This is a genomic window from Acetivibrio clariflavus DSM 19732 (assembly GCF_000237085.1).
In the GTDB taxonomy this organism is placed as follows: Bacteria; Bacillota; Clostridia; order Acetivibrionales; family Acetivibrionaceae; genus Acetivibrio; species Acetivibrio clariflavus.
This window is the reverse complement of the sequence record NC_016627.1, coordinates 4,640,345-4,659,960: the sequence shown is the minus strand read 5'-3', so window position 1 is coordinate 4,659,960 and position 19,616 is coordinate 4,640,345. Positions and strand designations below refer to the sequence as shown.

General features: G+C 35.4%; 14 protein-coding genes and 1 pseudogene. 13 read left to right on the top strand and 2 right to left on the bottom strand.

The window, feature by feature from the left end:
- The first annotated feature begins 63 nt into the window (after positions 1-63).
- The 9 genes from metG (at position 64) to CLOCL_RS19605 (ending at position 11,238) form a co-directional block, all read left to right on the top strand.
- Positions 64-2,028, top strand: coding sequence for a methionine--tRNA ligase (gene metG / locus CLOCL_RS19650; RefSeq protein ID WP_014256955.1), 1,965 nt, complete (start codon positions 64-66; stop codon positions 2,026-2,028).
- Between the two features lie 51 nt (positions 2,029-2,079).
- A complete protein-coding gene (locus tag CLOCL_RS19645) occupies positions 2,080-2,844 on the top strand; it encodes a TatD family hydrolase (protein ID WP_014256954.1) in 765 nt (254 codons plus the stop codon).
- A 627-nt stretch (positions 2,845-3,471) separates the two neighbouring features.
- A complete protein-coding gene (locus CLOCL_RS19635; protein ID WP_014256952.1) occupies positions 3,472-4,530 on the top strand; it encodes a 3D domain-containing protein in 1,059 nt (352 codons plus the stop codon).
- A gap of 271 nt (positions 4,531-4,801) precedes the next feature.
- Positions 4,802-5,656, top strand: a complete 855-nt coding sequence (gene rsmA, locus CLOCL_RS19630) for a 16S rRNA (adenine(1518)-N(6)/adenine(1519)-N(6))-dimethyltransferase RsmA (protein ID WP_014256951.1) — start codon at positions 4,802-4,804, stop codon at positions 5,654-5,656.
- 196 nt (positions 5,657-5,852) lie between these two features.
- On the top strand, positions 5,853-7,316 hold the full coding sequence (locus CLOCL_RS19625; RefSeq protein ID WP_014256950.1) for a hypothetical protein: 1,464 nt from the start codon (positions 5,853-5,855) through the stop codon (positions 7,314-7,316).
- A 157-nt stretch (positions 7,317-7,473) separates the two neighbouring features.
- Entirely contained in the window at positions 7,474-7,878 is a 405-nt protein-coding gene (locus CLOCL_RS19620; RefSeq protein WP_014256949.1) for a bacteriohemerythrin, read from the top strand.
- A gap of 278 nt (positions 7,879-8,156) precedes the next feature.
- Positions 8,157-8,864, top strand: coding sequence for a Bax inhibitor-1/YccA family protein (locus CLOCL_RS19615; protein ID WP_014256948.1), 708 nt, complete (start codon positions 8,157-8,159; stop codon positions 8,862-8,864).
- A gap of 149 nt (positions 8,865-9,013) precedes the next feature.
- Positions 9,014-10,354, top strand: a complete 1,341-nt coding sequence (locus CLOCL_RS19610) for a glycosyl hydrolase 53 family protein (RefSeq protein ID WP_014256947.1) — start codon at positions 9,014-9,016, stop codon at positions 10,352-10,354.
- A 158-nt stretch (positions 10,355-10,512) separates the two neighbouring features.
- Positions 10,513-11,238: a hypothetical protein gene (locus CLOCL_RS19605; protein ID WP_014256946.1), complete on the top strand. Its 726-nt coding sequence runs from the start codon at positions 10,513-10,515 to the stop codon at positions 11,236-11,238.
- 243 nt (positions 11,239-11,481) lie between these two features.
- On the opposite strand, the gene CLOCL_RS19600 is transcribed toward CLOCL_RS19605, so the two are convergent.
- The gene (locus CLOCL_RS19600; RefSeq protein ID WP_014256945.1) at positions 11,482-11,682 is read right to left on the bottom strand and encodes a PspC domain-containing protein; all 201 of its coding nucleotides are present in this window, start codon (positions 11,680-11,682) and stop codon (positions 11,482-11,484) included.
- A gap of 406 nt (positions 11,683-12,088) precedes the next feature.
- Between CLOCL_RS19600 and sigI the strand changes: the two genes are divergently transcribed.
- The 3 genes from sigI (at position 12,089) to CLOCL_RS19585 (ending at position 17,246) form a co-directional block, all read left to right on the top strand.
- Positions 12,089-12,853, top strand: coding sequence for an RNA polymerase sigma-I factor (gene sigI, locus CLOCL_RS19595; RefSeq protein ID WP_014256944.1), 765 nt, complete (start codon positions 12,089-12,091; stop codon positions 12,851-12,853).
- Positions 12,846-14,288 carry an anti-sigma-I factor RsgI family protein gene (locus CLOCL_RS19590; RefSeq protein ID WP_014256943.1) on the top strand — a complete coding sequence of 481 codons (1,443 nt, stop codon included), beginning with the start codon at positions 12,846-12,848 and terminating at the stop codon, positions 14,286-14,288. The genes sigI and CLOCL_RS19590 overlap by 8 nt, the downstream gene beginning before the upstream one ends.
- 771 nt (positions 14,289-15,059) lie before the next feature.
- The gene (locus tag CLOCL_RS19585) at positions 15,060-17,246 is read left to right on the top strand and encodes a glycoside hydrolase family 48 protein (protein ID WP_014256942.1); all 2,187 of its coding nucleotides are present in this window, start codon (positions 15,060-15,062) and stop codon (positions 17,244-17,246) included.
- Positions 17,247-17,317: 71 nt separating this feature from the next.
- On the opposite strand, the pseudogene CLOCL_RS23875 reads toward CLOCL_RS19585, so the two are convergent.
- A pseudogene (locus tag CLOCL_RS23875) lies at positions 17,318-18,708 on the bottom strand (IS4 family transposase).
- 396 nt (positions 18,709-19,104) lie between these two features.
- Here CLOCL_RS23875 and CLOCL_RS19575 point away from each other — a divergent pair.
- Positions 19,105-19,515, top strand: a complete 411-nt coding sequence (locus tag CLOCL_RS19575; protein ID WP_027622260.1) for a cell division protein ZapA — start codon at positions 19,105-19,107, stop codon at positions 19,513-19,515.
- Positions 19,516-19,616: the final 101 nt, after the last annotated feature.

Below are 19,616 nucleotides of genomic sequence, written 5' to 3'. Positions count from 1 at the left end.
GGCAATATATATGTATATTAATATTAAAACGTGATTGATAATTTTAAGAGGAGAGGATATTCAATGGGAAACAACACTTTTTATATAACAACGCCTATTTATTACCCCAGCGATAAATTACATATTGGACATTCATATACAACTGTTGCTGCCGATGCCATAGCTCGATATAAAAGGCTTAAGGGCTATGATGTAATGTTTCTTACAGGAACTGATGAACACGGACAGAAAATTCAGAGAAAAGCTGAAGCAAAAGGGGTTACACCCAAACAATATGTGGATGAGATTGTTGTAGGTATAAAGGAACTGTGGAAACTTTTGAAGATAACCAACGACAAGTTTATAAGAACTACCGATAAAGAACATGAGCAAACAGTTCAGAAGATTTTTAAAAAGCTTTATGACCAGGGCGATATATATAAAAGTGAATATGAGGGATGGTATTGTACTCCCTGTGAATCTTTCTGGACAAAAACCCAATTGGTTGACGGTAAATGTCCTGACTGCGGAAGAGAAGTGGAGCTTACCAAAGAGGAAAGCTATTTCTTTAGGTTGTCCAAATATCAGGACCGATTGATAAAGTTTATTGAAGAAAATCCTGACTTTATTCAACCGGTGTCAAGACAAAATGAGATGCTGAATAATTTTTTAAGGCCGGGCCTTGAGGATTTGTGCGTATCGAGGACAACCTTTAACTGGGGAGTTCCTGTTACCTTTGATGACAAGCATGTAGTATATGTGTGGATAGATGCTCTTTCCAATTACATTACAGCTTTAGGGTATATGTCGGAAAATGACGCAGATTATAAGAAATACTGGCCTGCCGATGTACATTTGGTAGGTAAGGAAATTGTAAGATTCCATACAATTATTTGGCCTGCAATGCTGATGGCATTAGGTGAGCCTTTGCCAAAGCAGGTATACGGACATGGATGGCTTCTGTTGGAAGGCGGCAAGATGTCAAAGTCAAAGGGAAATGTGGTAGACCCTGTGATATTGGTTGATAAATATGGAGTTGATGCCATAAGGTATTTCCTTTTGAGAGAAGTTCCCTTTGGTTCTGATGGAGTTTTCTCCAATGAAGCACTGATAAACAGGATTAATTCTGACCTTGCCAATGATTTGGGAAATCTGGTCAGCAGAACTGTTACAATGATAGATAAGTATTTTGGCGGTGTAATGCCTGAAGAAAGACAAGCAGGTGATTTTGACGAAGATTTGAAAAAAATTGTTTTGGAGACACCGTCTAAGGTTGAAGAGCTTTTGGATAAATTACAGTTTAGTTCGGCTCTTAGTGAAATATGGAAAGCCATATCCAGAACCAATAAATATATTGATGAAACAACGCCCTGGAAGCTGGCTAAGGATGAGTCAAGCAAAGCAAGACTTGCAGGTGTAATATACAATCTTGCTGAGAGCTTGAGGATTGTATCCATTCTTTTGCAGCCTTTCATGCCTGAAACTCCTGAAAAGATATGGCAGCAATTGGGTATTGAAGATAAAAGTATTCTTGAGTGGGAAAATTCAAAGAATTGGGGATTATATCCTGTTGGGGCAAAGGTAAACAAGGGAGATGTTATTTTCCCGAGAATAGATATCAAAAAGGAAATGGAAGAGTTGGAGAAGCTCACAAATCAGCAGGCTGAGAGCAAAGATCAAAAAGATGAGGCAAAGAAGCAAAAGGAAGATAAAAACAGCTCAGACGGATATATTACCATTGAAGACTTTGCAAAAATTGATTTGAGAGTTGCCAAAGTATTAGAAGCAGAAAAGGTGGAAGGTGCTGACAAACTTCTTAAGCTGAAATTGGAAATGGGAGAGGAAATAAGGCAGGTAGTTTCGGGAATTGCCAAACACTATTCCCCTGATGAGCTGGTAGGTAAAAATGTTATACTTGTAGCTAATTTAAAGCCGGCAAAACTTAAAGGAGTAGAATCCCAGGGAATGATATTGGCAGCTTCGGACGGCAAGGAACTGGTTCTTGCAACTTTGGATAAGGCTATTGATAGCGGAACAAAAGTCAGATAGCGACCGGTAATTTAAATTAGCTTAGGAATATTATGAAAGTTGGGAGTAAAAATGCTTTTTGACACACATGCACACTATGATGATGATAAATTTGCAGAGGACAGATATGAGGTTATTGAAAAGGCACATGAAAGCGGAGTATCATATATTATCAATGCTGCCACTGATGTAAAATCCTGTGAGGATAGCCTTGCCTTTGCCCATAGGTATGAATATGTGTATGCGGCGGTAGGAATTCATCCTCATGAAGTTGGTGATGCCGATGACAATGCCTTGGATAAAATTGCCCAGTTGGCAAAAGACAGTAAGGTTGTTGCCATCGGAGAAATCGGTCTTGATTATTACTATGACTTTGCACCCCGAGAACTTCAAAAGCACTGGTTTGCTCAACAAATAAACCTTGCTAAGGAATTAAAGTTACCTGTTATAGTTCATGACAGGGAAGCACATCAGGATTCCCTGGAGATAATCAAGCAGCAGAAGGCTAATGAGGTGGGTGGAGTTTTCCATTGCTACTCAGGAAGTCTGGAGATGGCAAAGGAGTTGCTTAACAACAACTTTTATATATCGGTGGGAGGATCTCTGACTTTTAAAAATGCAAAAAAGCTGGTTGAAGTAGTTAGATGGATTCCTTTGGACAAGCTATTGATCGAAACCGATTGCCCCTATCTTACGCCTGAACCGCACCGCGGCAAAAGGAATGATTCAAGTTATGTGAGGTTTGTGGCAGAAAAAGTGGCAGAAATAAAACAGATAAGCTTTGAAACGGTGGCGGATGTTACATTGAACAATGCCAAAAAGCTTTTTAATATATAATAAAATTTTTATGATATAATTTATTCATTTTGGACTATAATTAGTCTGGACTTTTGAATTACAGTTATTTGCTGTATAAATTTTACATAAAATCTTTCACAAAATTATTTCCGGGACATATGCTGTTAATGGATATTCAGGAAATCAAGGACCGGAGATAATTTTTTTTATGTATATTACTGCTTATGTCCCGCATATGAGACTTGTACAATTTATGATACTTATGCTGCAAATAGGTAAAGTGCCTGTTGTCTGTACATACATATTTAATATCTGCCTGTATACAATTTGCTGTTTCAATGGATTTGATAAGCTTTGTAAATTGAATTTTGTCATAAAACTGTATAAGCCTTGTTATAAAGTTAGAATGGGAATTGTTGTGAATACTTAGGAAATATAAAATGTTCTCCAGTAAGCGCATCTTATTGCAGACTAAGTATAAAAGATAAAGGATGCTAATTTTTATTCTCTGGAAATGAATAAATATAACTGACTGTGTATAGGATATAAATTATAAGGGGCAATATTAGGTACGGAAGTTACGTTTTCCCAGTAAATTTGACAAAGAAACCAATTTAACTTAAAATAACCATAAGTCCCTTTAATATTTTTGACAGGAGGAGTTGCATGTTATTACCGCTGGCAGAAAATATTAAAAGGTATTTTTCAAAAAAGACATTGACAGTTACATTATTGACTATAATAGCAACAGTAATTTTTGGAGTATTTATTTTTTTTGCGTTTAGCACCGATGTTATAATTGATTACAATGGTACTCAAATTACTGTTAAAACAATGAGAAATACCGTAAAAGATGTGCTTATGCAGAAAGGTATAGTAGTTAACGAATATGACTATGTAAGTTTACCTCTTGATACAAAATTAATAAGGAATAAAACTACTAAAATACATATCAAATCTGCAGTACCAATTAAAGTTTTCGCTGATGGAAAAGAAACTACTGTAATGACGAGCAAGGATACTGTTGAGGAAGCTTTGAAAAACAGTTCAATCGGTTTGGGCGATCTCGACAGAATAGAAGGTGCAAATCCAAATGACAAAGTCTATAAAGATATGAACATAAAAGTCGTCAGAGTTAGGCATGAACTAGTAACAAAAAATGAGATTATACCTTATGAAATTGACAGAAGACCGAACAATTCAATGGATCAAGGAGTGGAACAAGTAGTAAATAAGGGTAAGGATGGTGTATGTGAAAAAACTTATAAGGTAGTGTATGAAGATGGCAAGGAAGTAGAAAGAAAGCTTATATCAGATACTATTGTTAAGGAACCCGAGAAAGAAATAGTTGAATATGGTACTATAGCAACCTATACCGTATCAAGGGGAGAGGTCATACGTTACAAAAAAGTGCTTGACATGTCTGCAACTGCTTATACTGCATCTTATAAGGATACAAAAAAACATCCCGATCATCCGCTATTTGGTATTACATATACCGGTGTAAGGGTTAAAAGGGGAATCGTTGCAGTTGACCCTAAGGTTATACCCTTAGGTACAAGACTTTATATCGAAGGATTAGGAGATACTCCTGACTATGGATATGCAGTTGCAGCTGATATAGGCAGCGCTATAAAAGGAAACAAAATTGACCTTTATGTGGAAACTCAGAGCGAAGCTGATAGATTCGGACGCAGAAAGGTAAGAGTATACGTACTTTACTAATCTTTTAAACATCAATGTACATAGATGTATAGTGAACCGATGAAAAATATGTTTCCACACAGTACATATTACATTATATGAAAAAATTAAGTTTTCTGTAAAGTTAATAAAGATTAAATATAATGGAAAGGGACTTATGTTGAGCCGGGAGTATTTGTCCCGGCTTGTTTTTATTAAACTTATTTAGGAGAAAATAAACTATATATAGTTATGCTTTATTAAAAGAAGCTAAAATGTTGAAACTTATAAATTTGGGTTTGGGGTTGTAAAGATGGGATTGAATACAAAAGAACTTATTAGAAAATATGGAATTAAATTAACAAAATCATTGGGACAAAATTTTCTTACCGATTACAATATAGTTTCACGTATTGTGGATACTGCCGAAATCACGAAAGATGATATGGTAATTGAAATAGGACCGGGTATAGGAAGCATGACGGTAGAACTTGCTTCTAGAGCAGGCAGAGTTGCAGCAGTTGAAATTGATAAGAATCTTATACCGGCTTTAGAAGAGAATCTCAGAGAGTTTTCGAATGTTGAGATAATAAATCGAGATATTATGAAAGTTAGCGTTAAGGATATAACGTATAGCAAACAGAATATGAAATTGAAAGTTGTGGCCAATTTACCCTATTATATAACTACCCCAATTATTATGAAGCTTTTGGAAGAGGAAGATAATGACATAGAACTGATGGTTTTTATGGTGCAAAAAGAGGTGGCACAAAGGATGGTTGCTAAGCCTGGAGGAAAGGACTACGGTGCTTTGTCAGTTGCAGTTCAGTATTATGCTCAGCCGGAGAAGGTTTTCGATGTTCCTCCCCATTGCTTTATACCTCAGCCGGAAGTCGATTCTACCGTCGTTAAGCTGAAAAGGAATGTGATTCCGCCAGTAATTTTAAAGGATAAGGACATGTTTTTTAAAGTTGTAAAGGCAGCATTTGGACAAAGAAGGAAAACTTTGCTAAATGCTTTAAGCAATTATACAGCATTAAATAAAACAAAGGAAGAGGTACGTGAAATTTTGAATGCTGTTAATATCGATGAAAATGTAAGGGGAGAGACCCTTTCAATAGAGCAGTTTGCTATATTGTCCAATGAGTTTTTCGAAAAAGATATATAATTTGAATATATTTTGAAAATATAAAAATTTTAGACCTAAAAAAGTTTTTTGATTAAACCGTTTATATGTAAATATTTATAAGCGGTTTATTTTTTTTTATTGAATCATATATATAGATATGAGTGCAATAAACTTGTTACTGGAAAAAGGGCTTTAATCCGATAAATTATGAACTTTGTAAAGGAGGGGTTGAAAAATGGACAGCAAATTTAAATATCAGCGGAGTTTTTTTATATTTGATGAGGAAGACGGTGGTTTCGGAACTGATCAAAAGCCTTCCGGGCATGTAAAGGTTGAAATAAAAGAAGGAAAGGGAAAGCTCTATTGCCAGGTAAATAATCTTTCTGAAGATAATGGAAAAATTCAATATCAACTTTTTCTTATAAAATCCGATGGGTATAAAGTTGTACCGGTACGGGTGGGAAATATTGAGCTGAAAAGAAATAGGGGCGACCTGGTGTGGGATTTTGACCCGTATAATATTGGCAAAACAAACCTTTCGTTTGATAAATTCAATGTTATTGCAGTATTGGCCAATTATGCGGACAAGGAAAACGATTACATAATTTGTCCTTTATCGGCATATAAGAATGGCAAGGTTGAATGGAGACAGCAATTAAATGAAGTTTTGCAGCAAGAAAAATTCAGTATGAAGCTGCTAAACAAAAACCAAGGAAATGACGATATACCTAACAAAATTAGCAATGAGAGTTTTGAAGCTATAAATAAAAAACAGGAAGTTGTTGAAAATAAGCAAATTAAAGTTGACAGCAAAGAGACTGCTTCTGGGGAAAAAGAACCCAATTACGGGCAGAAGCCGGATGATTTGCTTAAAATAGAAACAGACAATGAACATAAGCTGGATATAGAGGACTATATTGAACCATTGGAAAAAGATAAAATAAATAAAGAATCGAAACCTGAGGAAAATCAGGCTGAAAAGGAATCAGTCAATAAAGAAGCTGTTGAAGAAAAAAATGCCGAAGAAAAAACATCACAGGAAAATTCTTTAGAAGAAAATATAACGGAAGAAAATATCATAGAGGAAAATGTTACCCAGGAAAAAAAGATAAAGGAGAAAAAAAATCAACCACCGGGTAAAAGTTATTCTTCCTATAATGGCAGCAAGCTATTTGACATATATACCGATGAGATTAGTAATGATGTCAATGACAATACCAAATTGAATACTAGCTGTATGAACTGTATCTTTCTCAATAATAAAAAGGAAGATAAGCCTCAAATAAAGGAGTTTAGTTCGGAAGAACTGCACAGACAATTTGATTCAATTTTTGAAAGATATTCGCCGTTTTTAGCTAAAAGGACAGACTATATTTGGTGGAAGGTAGCAAGTCCAGTTCATCTGAATAATATACTCTACAATTTTGGAATACAGATTCCTTTTCTGTTTAATCCTTTGGTGCTTATGGCTCACAACAAATATAATCACTTAATTGTTGGGATATACCGGGACGATATACACCAGAGGGATTACATCGTATGTGGAGTTCCGGGAATTTATTGGGTGGATGAAAAACCTTTTGGAAATGCCTGCCGATGGGCACAAGTCGAAGGAAATACTCCTACATATGGTGCTTTCGGATATTGGATTGTATATATAAATCCAAAGACTGGAAAAGTATTGGCCATAGATGAATGAGCCGGGTAATTGAACTGAAACGTAATAGATATCTGTTTAAATTGCAAAAAAGGGAATTTATTTAATGAGTTTTTTAATTTGCTATGAAATATTATACTAACTTGACCGGCATAAAATTTATAAAGCAGTTTAAAACAAAAGATGAGGGGGATAATTTATGGCTATCGAATGGAGAACCAGCTATGAAATAGGCGTCAAGCAAATAGATATGCAGCATAAAGCTCTTTTTGATAAAATTAACGACCTTTTGGAGGCATGTAACTCAAACAAGGGCAAGGAAGAAGTTATTAATACTATTAATTTTCTTGGAGATTATGTAGTTACACACTTTGCTGATGAAGAAAAACTGCAGAGGGAAAGCGGATATCCGGAATATGCCGGGCACAAAGCAGCTCATGATAAATTCGTCAAGGATTATGAAAGTTTGAAAACCAGATTTGAGCAGGAAGGCATTAGCCTAAATTTTGTATTTACGGTAAATAAAGTTATAGTAGACTGGCTCATTAAGCATATAGGTAATGCAGATAAGGCGTTTGGGGATTTTCTTAAGGCAAAGGGTTAGCAGAAGACTATTATGAGGAAATTTTTGAAGTCGCTTTTAATGAATGGCTGCAATTATAGTTTATGGAATGATGAACAAAAGACGGCTATAGGCGTAAAAAGATTTTGTGCCGGTAGCCGTTTAGTTTATCGGATAAACAGGTGGTAAAATGATTAAATAGAGGTTATGATTGAAAAACAAAATTTAGCAGAAGGAGAAAAGTTTAGATAAAAATATGTATTTGAATAAATAAGTATGGTATAATTGTAATAAAGTTTATAATAAGGAGGGGAAATTATATGGAGAATTTTAATAATTTTAACTATGATGACAACGCAATAGAGAGAAAAGTTGCCCTTTCAGCCCAAATGACAAGAGTATTCGGTTGGATGTTTATAGGATTGCTTATTACCGGATTTACTGCAATGTATACCGCTACCAGTGAAGCTGTGCTGAGATTGATATTTTCCGGCAGATTTACTTTCTTTGCCTTTCTGATTCTTGAGCTGGTTTTTGTTTGGTTTATCTCCAGAAGGGCTTTGGAAATGGATTATGGCGTAGCAGCGGCAGCATTTATAATGTATTCGGTACTTAATGGAATTACGTTATCGGTTTTGTTCTTGGTTTATACATTAAGTTCGATATATTTAGCGTTCTTTATGACAGCAGCTTTCTTCGGCTTTATGTGTATATACGGTCTTGTTACCAAAACCGATTTAACTTCCTTAGGTTCTTTCTTGTTAATGGGATTAATTGGGCTTATTCTTGTTTCTGTAGTTAATTATTTCTTTAATAGTTCTGCTGTTGAATGGGTAGTATCCATTGCAGGTGTTGCAATTTTCCTTGGCCTTACAGCATATGACAGTCAAAAAATCAAGGAAATTAGCCTGTATTATACAGGCACTGAAAAGGAAAGAAATATAGCTATTGTCGGTGCACTTATTCTGTACCTTGACTTTGTTAACCTATTCTTATATATATTGAGAATATTGGGTAAAAGAAAATAGTTTTTATTATCCGAACTTTTATGTAATATTTTCTTTGCTGTAAAACCGGTAGCATTTATAGTGTTATCGGTTTTTTTATAAAAAGAAAAAGTTATCTGCAGATTAAAGCCGGCAAATTGAGAAGGTATAAATTTATAGAGGGGATGGAAATGAAAAGAGGAATATTTTTGCCTAGTATAGCAGTGGTGTTTTGTTTGTCTGTTGTTCTTAATTTTTACACAGGTGTGTTTTCACCTGCTCCTATCCAAGCGGCGTCTTTTGCCAATGGTGCCGATGTAAGCTGGCTTCCTCAGATGGAAGCTAAGGGGTATAAGTTTTATGACGATTATGGAGTACAGAAGGATTGCCTGCAAATATTAAAAGAACATGGGATAAATTCCATCCGGCTTAGAGTATGGGTTAATCCTTCGAATGATCCATATAATGGCCACTGCAGTAAAGACGAAGTGGTAGAAATGGCTAAGCGCTGTAAAAACATGGGGTTTAGAATCATGATTAATTTCCACTACAGCGACTCATGGGCAGATCCGGGGAAACAGTATAAACCTGCTGCGTGGGCAAATCACAGTACCAATCAGCTGTATACTGATATTTACAATCATACCTATGATGTTTTAAGTGCGTTGAAAGTCAACGGTGTCATACCCGAATGGGTACAGGTGGGCAATGAAACCAATAACGGCATGCTGTGGGAAGACGGAAAGGCATCGGTTAATATGAGAAACTTTGCGTGGATGATAAACAGCGGATATGATGCTGTAAAAGCAGTATTTCCTGAAACAAAGGTAATTGTCCATTTATCGAACGGATATGATAACAGTTTGTTCCGGTGGATGTTTGACGGACTGAGGAACAATGGTGCAAAGTTCGATGTAATAGGTATGTCTTTATATCCTGAACCCGACAATTGGTGGACTTTAAACAATCAATGCCTTTATAACATGAACGATATGGTGTCAAGATACGGAAAAGAAGTTATGATTTGTGAAGTGGGGATGGCTAGCAATGCTGCAAGTGCTGCAAAAGAGATGATTACAGACTTGCTCCAAAAGGTTGCCTCTGTTCCCGGTGGGAAAGGACTTGGGGTATTTTATTGGGAACCTCAATGCTATAATTGGGCAGGCTATGGAAAAGGTGCCTGGAATACAAATGGAAGGCCAACCATTGCATTGGATGCTTTTTTGAGCAACAACAGCGGTTTGCCGACATCCACACCTACGCCGACATTACCTCCTACACCGATTGGTACAACTCCAAAACCAACCAACAATGAATTTGTCTATGGAGATATCAATGGCGATAAACGTGTAGATTCAATTGATTATGCCCTGCTTAAAAGTTACCTTCTTGGTTTTAGCAGTGAATTTCCCTATGTGAACGGTAAAAAAGCTGCAGATGTGAATTGTGACGGTAATGTGGATTCGATTGACTTTGCCCTTTTGAAGGGATACCTGTTAGGCATTTTTAATTACTTGCCGGTTGGTGTTTAATAAGTTTATTTATTAAAGACAATTGTAATTTTTATATTAATATACTATTATAAAAATAATAATAGGTATATAAATCATTATAAGATTTCCTGTATTTAGTTTACCATTTTAAGTCTGATGTGAAAAAATATATAAAAAATTAGCAGAGGGATATAGCAATGAACTTTAGATGTTTTTTTAGAGCCATTCTCAGCAAACCCAACATAGTAATTGCTTTGGGCACTATAATATTATCGGCTGTTTTTCGTAACTTTGCAGCTATAATACTGGGGTTGGGAGGAATACTTTTTCTCCTTTCATCTATTGCAAGTCTATTGTCCGGAAAGAATTCAGAAGTTCTAGAGGGAAGCAATTTGGATGAACTTTGCAAGGTTAGGGATAAACTTACACCGCTGATTAAAGACATAAACCGGGTTTTGACCAATCTTAAACGAAGGGCAAAAGACAACAGCAAATATATGATCATATCGAGATTTATGGAGGAAATAGTGAACTTTGAAACTATAATACCCGATATTGTTGCAAGTTATAGAAAGAGTTCCGAGTTTTTACGCGGGAAAGATGGCAAGATAAAATCGGAAATAAGCATGCTGCAGAACAAACTTAGAAATGCTTCAGGGGATAGTGCAAAAGAAACATATCAAAAAACCCTTGAGGAGAAACAGCGTACATTGGAAGAACTGGCTGGTATAAAAAGTAATTTGGATGAATGTGAATCTAAACTTCATTTTATATTAAGTTCTCTTCAAAGAATAGAAGCTATAATAGAAGCATCGGAATTGAAGGAACAGATGAGTGATGAAGAAACAAGAGATCTTAATCAGAACGTAGAAGCCTTTTCCGAGAGTGTAAAGGATATTTCAAAAATGATGGAATTAAGATGATGCGAGCCATAAAACAGTGACAAATAATATATAGCGAATATAATACAGAATATAAACTGTGGCATTGTAAAGAATATATTCGGTAATGCCAAACAAAAAAGCTGTTACAATGCCACCGGAAATAATTAGGAAACAATGTCAAAAAGGCTTTATTTAGTATTTTAAGTAATAAACGTTGTAATATAGATTAATGCTATGCTGTCGAAAATTTACCGGAGAAATTCTGATTTAAGCCAAATATAATTACCAGTCACTTGAGTACGGTTTTTCTGGTATAATTAAGCAACAAGCAATATACGCCAGTATTGCAGAACCAAAGGAAGCAAAGGCAAGCAACACGCAAATAATCCTGATAATAGAAGAGTCAATGCCAAGATATTCGGCTATGCCTCCGCAAACACCTTGTATTTTTTTATCTTTATTGGAAAGATATAATTTTCTCATTGTTAAAGCACCTCTTATTTGTTTTAATAATTATATTTGTTTATTATTAGTATACGTTTTATACAGCATAGATGTCTGATTGAAATTAATTCAGAAATGATACTGCTATGGAAATTAAGAAGTTTAGCTTTGGCTGCAAGTATTAGTTGTCAGGCAATAATGGCAAAATACAACTGTTTTGACTGCAGGAACAATACTTTATGGCTTCGAATAATCCGTCCTGTAAGTATAAATGCAGGACGGTTGTTTTGTGTGATACCAACATTTTTGAATAATTCATTGAAATTTGGGATTATAAATTTGTAAACTTACTCTATAGTAAGGAAATGGGATAAATCTTTAATTAAGAGTGGATACCAAATTATTTATTTTTGCGAATTTTTATTATGAAAGGAGCAGGATGTAGTTGAAGGTAAATCTCTCAAAATTTGGCATGAACAGATTAAGCGATAAGCCTTCTAATGATGAATTCATTTCTACGCTTAGACTTATAAAAGAAGGCGATAACCTTTTAAGAGAAGAGTTTTTAGCGAAGTATACTCCTTTCATATTGAAAATTGCATCGAATTTTACCGGAAAGTATATTGATGTAAACAATAGCGATGAATACAGTATTGTATTATCTGCTTTCAATGAAGCAATAGATTGCTATGACTTGACAAAAAACTATAACTTTCTGCTGTTTAGTGAACATGTTATAAAAAAACGTTTGATCGACCATATGAGAAAGGACAAAGGAAACAAAGAGATTCCCTTTTCATATTTTGAAGATGAAACTGAGTTCCTTGAAAAGTATGTAAGTTCTGTTCATGATAAGAGCTTTGAAGATATTGAGCAGATAGATGAAATCATTGAATATAAGGAAACATTAAGAGAGTTTGGAATAAGTTTGGAGGATTTGATTTTAAACGTACCCAAACACAAAGATTCAAGGGAATTATGCCTTAAAATAGCTTCAATTCTTGCCAATGATGAGGAATTGTTCAGACAATTGTATAAATACAAAAATATTCCAAGAAATGACCTTAAGAGAAGAGCCGGTGTTCATGGAAGAACTATAGGAAGGCATAGAAAGTATATAATCGCAGTGTGTCTGATTTTAAAGAGCAACCTTGAAATTTCAAAGAGTTATTTAAGTATTGCCGAGAAGGGAGGGAAAAGGGGTGAATAATTACGGAATTGTATATGACATAAAAAATGACAAGGCTGTTGTTTTAACTCGAGACGGAAATTTTGTTATGATACGAAGACGTGAAGATATTTTTTTAGGTCAGCAGATTGCCTTTGATGATGAAGATATCTGCCGGCTTGGAAAAAAATATTACAAGTTTGCCTCTATAGGTGTAGGACTTGCGGCAGTATGTGTCTTAATACTGGCATTTTTAAGAATAATGCCGGTCAACATTGACATATATGGCTACGTAGCTGTTGATATAAATCCAAGCATGGAATTCGGTATTGATGAGAATTACAAAGTAATAAAAGCGATTGCTTTAAATGACGATGCAGCTAAATTGATTGGTGATATCAATGTAAAACATAAGCCTATTGAGGTTGTGGTAGTGGAAATTGTTAAAGAGTCAAAAAAGCGTGGCTATATAGATGCAAAAGAAAAGACTGATATATTAATTTCTGCTTCTTTAATGGACGAAAATAAAAAGGCTGGTACGAACGGTAATTCCAGCTTTTCAGATATAGATAAACTGCTTAATGAAATAGAAAGAGAAATAGAGGGGCTTGACAGTAATATTGACGGAAAAACATTAAGGATAGCTTCTGAGGTGAGGGAGGCGGCCCTTAGGTATGATATTTCAATGGGCAAATATGATTTGTATCTAAAATTGAACAAATTGGGGGAAAATATATCAATTGATAAAATAAATTCAATGAAGATATCCGATTTGATGAAAATTATTGAGGAAAAAGAAATTGAAAGTTCGGCTCAAGGCACTAAAGGATCTGAGAGCAATCCTGCCAATGCATTGATTCCGGAAGAAACGGCCGATTCCGAACAAACACCGAAGAATATTGTTACACCGACTCCGATATCTACATTGGTTGAGCTGCCGAGGAACAGCCAAAACAGTGGAGCAGTGTCTGATTCTTCAGCTCAACCGACCAAGGATTCAGATCATCGAAGCGCCTCTGAAGGGAATAAAATACTTAAGCTAAAGCATTACAATGAACAACAGAGCCTTTACAGCAAAGCTATACGTTGGGACTTTGTTATTGAAAATACAGGCAATTCGTATATTGATTTAAGGAATGTAAAAGTAAGGTATTATTTTAAAGATGACTATAAAAATATCAATTTTGCAGTTTATTTTTACAGCCTGGGAGATGAGAAGAATGATGTCAAGGGAAAAGTTTATAACATTAGACAATCCGATTCTTCCCACAAATACCTTGAAGTGACTTTTGAAAAGGGCAGTATACCTCCCGGAGATGCTGCTTGGGTATTTGGTGCAATTACAAGAGATGATTGGACTGAATTCAATCAGGAAGATGATTGGTCATTTTTGCAGGGAAATTCGACTTTTTCCTATTGGGATAAGATGACCGTATATATTTCCGATAAACTTGTATGGGGAATTGAACCTTATTAAAGTTGTACAAATAATTAGGAACATTATGGTTAAAGTATTTCTTGAAAAAGGCAGGAGTAAATGCTATTATAATATTGTAGGGTATTATTTATTATTAGGATGTTTTGCAATAAAAGGTTTATTTATCTAATAAGGTGAATTTTTTAAAATAAAAAGCTGAAAAAATTTAATAAAAAATTTTCTTTAATGCCCCCTAAAAAATTATAATACCATCGAATAGATATAGAGAATAACGATAATGTTATTAATATTTTTTAATCAAAAAGAATAAACGCCGAGTATCTTTTTACAGGGTATATCCTTTGGAGGTGGCACAGTAAGATTTAAAAGATTAATATAGATTGTTTTGTTAGGGATTGGATAACAAGCGAGGTTCGCTTAGAACAAATTGTAGTATTTAAATTTGTATTTTACTTGTAGTGTATCTTTAGAAATTCATTTCACAAGCATCTCACCAAATCATTGTTGTATCTGAAGTGACACCCTACTTTATCAACGATAACAGGAATAGTTTTGTGCTTTGCTAAGTTAATTGGTTAACTTTATTTATAGTTTTGATTTTTTATAGAAGTTCATTATATTCCAGGAGGTGAATTTCGTCCTAAAACGATAATAAAAATTTCAACTTTGATTGACTCGATAGGTATGTCGGAAAGTGCAAGACCTTTTTAAGTTCGCTTGTCCTGAAATGCTTTTGTGAAATGCTTTTTTTGCAAAAGCAGTGGGAATAATTATTAGTTTTTTAATTTCTGAAGGGAGGATATTAAAAACATGAAAAAAACTGCAATGTTTTTATTGGCTTTTGCTTTATTGGCATCGTCTATTCAGCCGGCAGCAAAGGTAAAAGCTGACTCTGACACTTTTAAAGACAGATTTAATTACATGTATAACAAAATTCATGATCCGGCAAATGGATACTTTGACTCTGAAGGTATACCTTATCACTCAGTTGAGACACTGTGTGTTGAAGCGCCTGATTACGGTCATGAATCAACCAGTGAAGCTGCAAGTTATTATGCATGGTTGGAAGCTGTAAATGGAAAACTTAACGGAAAATGGTCTGGTTTGACAGAAGCTTGGAATGTAGTTGAAAAATATTTCATTCCATCAGAGTCAATCCAGAAGGGTATGAACAGATATAACCCATCTTCTCCTGCCGGTTATGCTGATGAGTTCCCACTTCCAGATGATTATCCGGCACAAATTCAATCAAATGTTACCGTTGGGCAAGACCCAATCCACCAGGAACTTGTATCTGCATACAATACCTATGCAATGTATGGTATGCACTGGTTGGTAGACGTTGACAACTGGTATGGATATGGTACTGGCACTAATTGTACATTTATAAATACATATCAGAGAGGTGAGCAGGAATCAGTTTTCGAAACTGTTCCGCATCCATCAATAGAAGAGTTTAAATACGGTGGAAGACAAGGATTCTCCGATCTGTTTACTGCAGGAGAAACTCAACCTAAATGGGCATTTACTATTGCTTCAGACGCAGACGGACGTTTGATACAGGTTCAGTACTGGGCAAATAAATGGGCAAAAGAGCAAGGCCAGAACTTAAGTACACTCAATGCAAAAGCTGCAAAACTCGGAGACTATTTGAGATATTCAATGTTTGACAAGTACTTCATGAAAATTGGAGCACAAGGAAAGACTCCTGCAAGCGGATACGATTCATGCCACTATCTCTTGGCTTGGTACTACGCATGGGGTGGTGCTATAGCAGGTGACTGGTCATGGAAGATAGGTTGTAGCCATGTTCACTGGGGTTATCAAGCTCCATTGGCTGCTTATGCTTTGGCTAATGATCCTGATTTGAAACCTAAGTCTGCAAATGGTGCAAAAGACTGGAATTCAAGCTTCAAGAGACAGGTTGAACTTTATGCTTGGTTGCAATCTGCTGAGGGTGCTATAGCTGGTGGTGTTACAAACTCAGTTGGTGGACAATACAAATCATATAATGGTGCTTCAACCTTCTATGATATGGCTTATACTTATGCTCCTGTTTATGCAGACCCACCAAGTAACAACTGGTTCGGTATGCAGGCATGGTCAATGCAGCGTATGTGTGAAGTTTACTATGAAACAGGTGATTCCTTGGCTAAAGAAATCTGCGACAAGTGGGTTGCTTGGGCAGAGTCTGTATGTGAAGCTGATATAGAAGCTGGTACATGGAAGATACCTGCTACATTGGAATGGTCAGGACAGCCTGATACATGGAGAGGAACTAAGCCTTCAAATAACAACTTGCATTGTAAAGTAGTAAATTACGGTAATGATATAGGTATTACAGGCTCACTCGCCAACGCTTTCTTATTCTACGATCAAGCTACTCAGAGATGGAATGGAAATACTACACTTGGAAAGAAAGCTGCTGATAAAGCATTGGCTATGTTACAAGTAGTATGGGATACATGCCGTGACCAATACGGAGTAGGTGTAAAAGAGACTAATGAATCACTTAACCGTATATTCACACAGGAAGTATTTATTCCTGCCGGTTGGACAGGAAAAATGCCTAACGGTGACGTTATCCAGCAAGGCGTTAAGTTCATAGACATTCGTTCAAAATACAAGGACGATCCTTGGTATGAAGGACTCAAAAAACAGGCTGAGCAAGGAATACCGTTTGAATATACTCTCCACAGATTCTGGCACCAAGTTGACTATGCTGTTGCTTTAGGTATAGCTGAAATATTCGGTTATAAACCACCAAAAGGTGGAAGTGGCGGTGGAGAAACTGGAGATATTAAACTTGGTGACATTAACTTTGACGGTGACATAAATTCAATTGACTATGCATTGTTAAAAGCACATTTGTTAGGTATTAACAAATTAAGTGGAGATGCGCTTAAAGCAGCAGATGTTGACCAGAATGGCGATGTCAACTCAATCGACTATGCTAAGATGAAATCGTACTTACTCGGAATAAGCAAAGATTTTTAATAGCTGATTGGTAATTTTTATAGCAGGAGTTTAGGCATAAGCTTAGACTCCTGCCTTTTATTTTTAATAAATCAACTTTCGCAGGAAACAACTGATAGCTTTGCCTTGATATGAACAGGCAAACAAGTGACAAAGTAGTTGAGAAACTCGTTGACTGTTTCCTTTGTCAAAAGCAGTTTTTCCTGTAAAGTAGTTTTTAAAGCCTCTATTATAAGCTGCAGTGCCTCATGGAATTTAATGTCCTCAAGTTCATCGCAGCAATAGTAGAACAAAGTACCAATAGTGCGTAAATCAGTATTATTGCGGTTCTCAACCGCTAACATAATGTACCTTGAAAAAACAATAGTTGTATGGGCAACCATCATATCATAAGAACGACCTTGAAATTCCTTAGCCAGCTTAAGGTATGACTTACACATCTTGAAGAATACCTCTATGTCCCAGCGTTTTCCGTATATCCTGATTATCTCTGTTTCGGGAAGACTAGTATCTGTAGATATGAGAGCTAGCCATTTACTCTTGTTTCTTCGGTCACGGACAAAGACAATTTTTGCTGGAATGTGGTTTCCTTCTTTATCGTGTAATTCTACCATAACTGAAGCAAGGTATTTTGATCTTCCTCTACGTTTCCTGACAGTTCGGTATATCTCTCTCAATGATTTTTTTCACCATTGAAGTTATAGTAAATCTTGGGAGTATCCTTTACCATAGCTATCACATTAAGATTCATCTTACAAATTTTGATAATAGTAGCCGGAAAGGAGAACCAACTGTCAAATAAAACATATTTTGCTTTAATACCGGTAGCAACTGCTTGTTCCAGCATAGACAGAGCAGATTCCGGTGAAGTGGCTAAGGCATTCTGTCGGCGTTTAAAACCAACGGTTCTTTTATCTATAGTATTTTTCGCTGGATTAATGCAAACCCTTGGATTTGTTGAACTTAAAAGGTTGAAGGCCACAGGAATAAATGAATTACCGTCTGTCCAACCAAGTGTAAGCATACGAAAGCCTTTTTTATTCTTATTGCCGTCAGCATGATCTTTGACCCAACTTAAAAGCTCAACTGACTTGCTTCTTGTCCTACTGTAGAAGGAATCGTCAATTACAAAGGCATCAACCCGTTCATCTGACGTTAATCTATCGATATGATGATTTATGACCTTTGCAGAAAGCAAATATAAAAATCTTTGCCAGTTGATATGTATGGAATTTAAGAATCTGTAGACCACATCCCTTGCAAATGGTATATCAAAGCTTTCTGCTTTATAGTTCATAAACAGATTTTTGCCTGTAAAAACAAGTTCAAACAGTACTTTGAATACCGTAAGACAAGGAATACCTTTATCTTTATATGCGTTTGACTTTTTTAACAGATAGCCTACAGAAAACATTTTGAAAAAGTTATCAACTGTCAAAGAAAATCTATTTTCTTCCTTAACCTTCTGTGATACAATAGACATGTTCAAGAACCTCCAAATTGTCGATTTAATAGGGTTTGGGTACTTCTATTATATCACATAGAAGGGGGTTCTTGTACTTTTTTATTGCCCAAATCTATTGATTTTTCAATGTTCAGTGCACATTATTCACGTGCGAAAGTTGATTTAATAATTAAAAATTAGGTTTACCAATGCAATAAAACAGGGAATACTTTAGGTAGTAAAAATTATAAATTAATATAGGCTTATAAAATTAATGAGGAGGCAATATATACATCCTTTTGATAAGAATGACCTTTCATAAAAGTAAATTATTATGCTAAAATTATATGATTTTATGACGAAATATAGTATAATATAAGAAAATGTGTCTATGCCTAATGGATTAGGAGTTAATTTTTGAAGGAGCTGGTACTTGTGGCGGAGAAAAACAAGGTGGAGGTTAGAATAGCAGGTAAAGACTACATTTTGGTAGGAGATGAGTCTGAGGAATATATACAGAAAATTGCGCTGTATATGGACAAAAAAATAAATGAAATAATGCGCCTTAACAACAAACTCAGTACTTCTATGGCTTCTGTTCTTTCAGCAATTAATGTTGCAGATGATTACTTTAAGGCATGTGAAAATGTAGTAAACTTGAGTAAAGAACTTAAAGAAGCAAAGGAAGAGATTGAGAGATTAAAGGAAGAAAATCGCAGGCTGCTGAACGAAAATGCCATTGTAAGTAACAAAAATACCAATCTACAGCTTGAATTAGCTAAAAGAGAAGCAGAACTCAATGAGGTTAGGAATTCTTTGGAGAAGCTTACAAGAACCAGGCTATAATCAAGTAATGCATCAAATAATTGTGAATTGAATCTATTTGAATGTAGGGAAATATTTTGATAAATAGTAAAGAAGAAATGAATAGCGCCTTTATGCGCTTT

Coding starts and splice junctions, on each gene's coding strand:
- CLOCL_RS19600 (WP_014256945.1), bottom strand. CDS start 11,682: ATGAGAAAATTATATCTTTCCAATAAAGATAAAAAAATACAAGGTGTT.
- CLOCL_RS19605 (WP_014256946.1), top strand. CDS start 10,513: ATGAACTTTAGATGTTTTTTTAGAGCCATTCTCAGCAAACCCAACATA.
- CLOCL_RS19610 (WP_014256947.1), top strand. CDS start 9,014: ATGAAAAGAGGAATATTTTTGCCTAGTATAGCAGTGGTGTTTTGTTTG.
- CLOCL_RS19620 (WP_014256949.1), top strand. CDS start 7,474: ATGGCTATCGAATGGAGAACCAGCTATGAAATAGGCGTCAAGCAAATA.
- CLOCL_RS19635 (WP_014256952.1), top strand. CDS start 3,472: ATGTTATTACCGCTGGCAGAAAATATTAAAAGGTATTTTTCAAAAAAG.
- metG (WP_014256955.1), top strand. CDS start 64: ATGGGAAACAACACTTTTTATATAACAACGCCTATTTATTACCCCAGC.
- CLOCL_RS19625 (WP_014256950.1), top strand. CDS start 5,853: ATGGACAGCAAATTTAAATATCAGCGGAGTTTTTTTATATTTGATGAG.
- CLOCL_RS19645 (WP_014256954.1), top strand. CDS start 2,080: ATGCTTTTTGACACACATGCACACTATGATGATGATAAATTTGCAGAG.
- CLOCL_RS19585 (WP_014256942.1), top strand. CDS start 15,060: ATGAAAAAAACTGCAATGTTTTTATTGGCTTTTGCTTTATTGGCATCG.
- CLOCL_RS19615 (WP_014256948.1), top strand. CDS start 8,157: ATGGAGAATTTTAATAATTTTAACTATGATGACAACGCAATAGAGAGA.
- rsmA (WP_014256951.1), top strand. CDS start 4,802: ATGGGATTGAATACAAAAGAACTTATTAGAAAATATGGAATTAAATTA.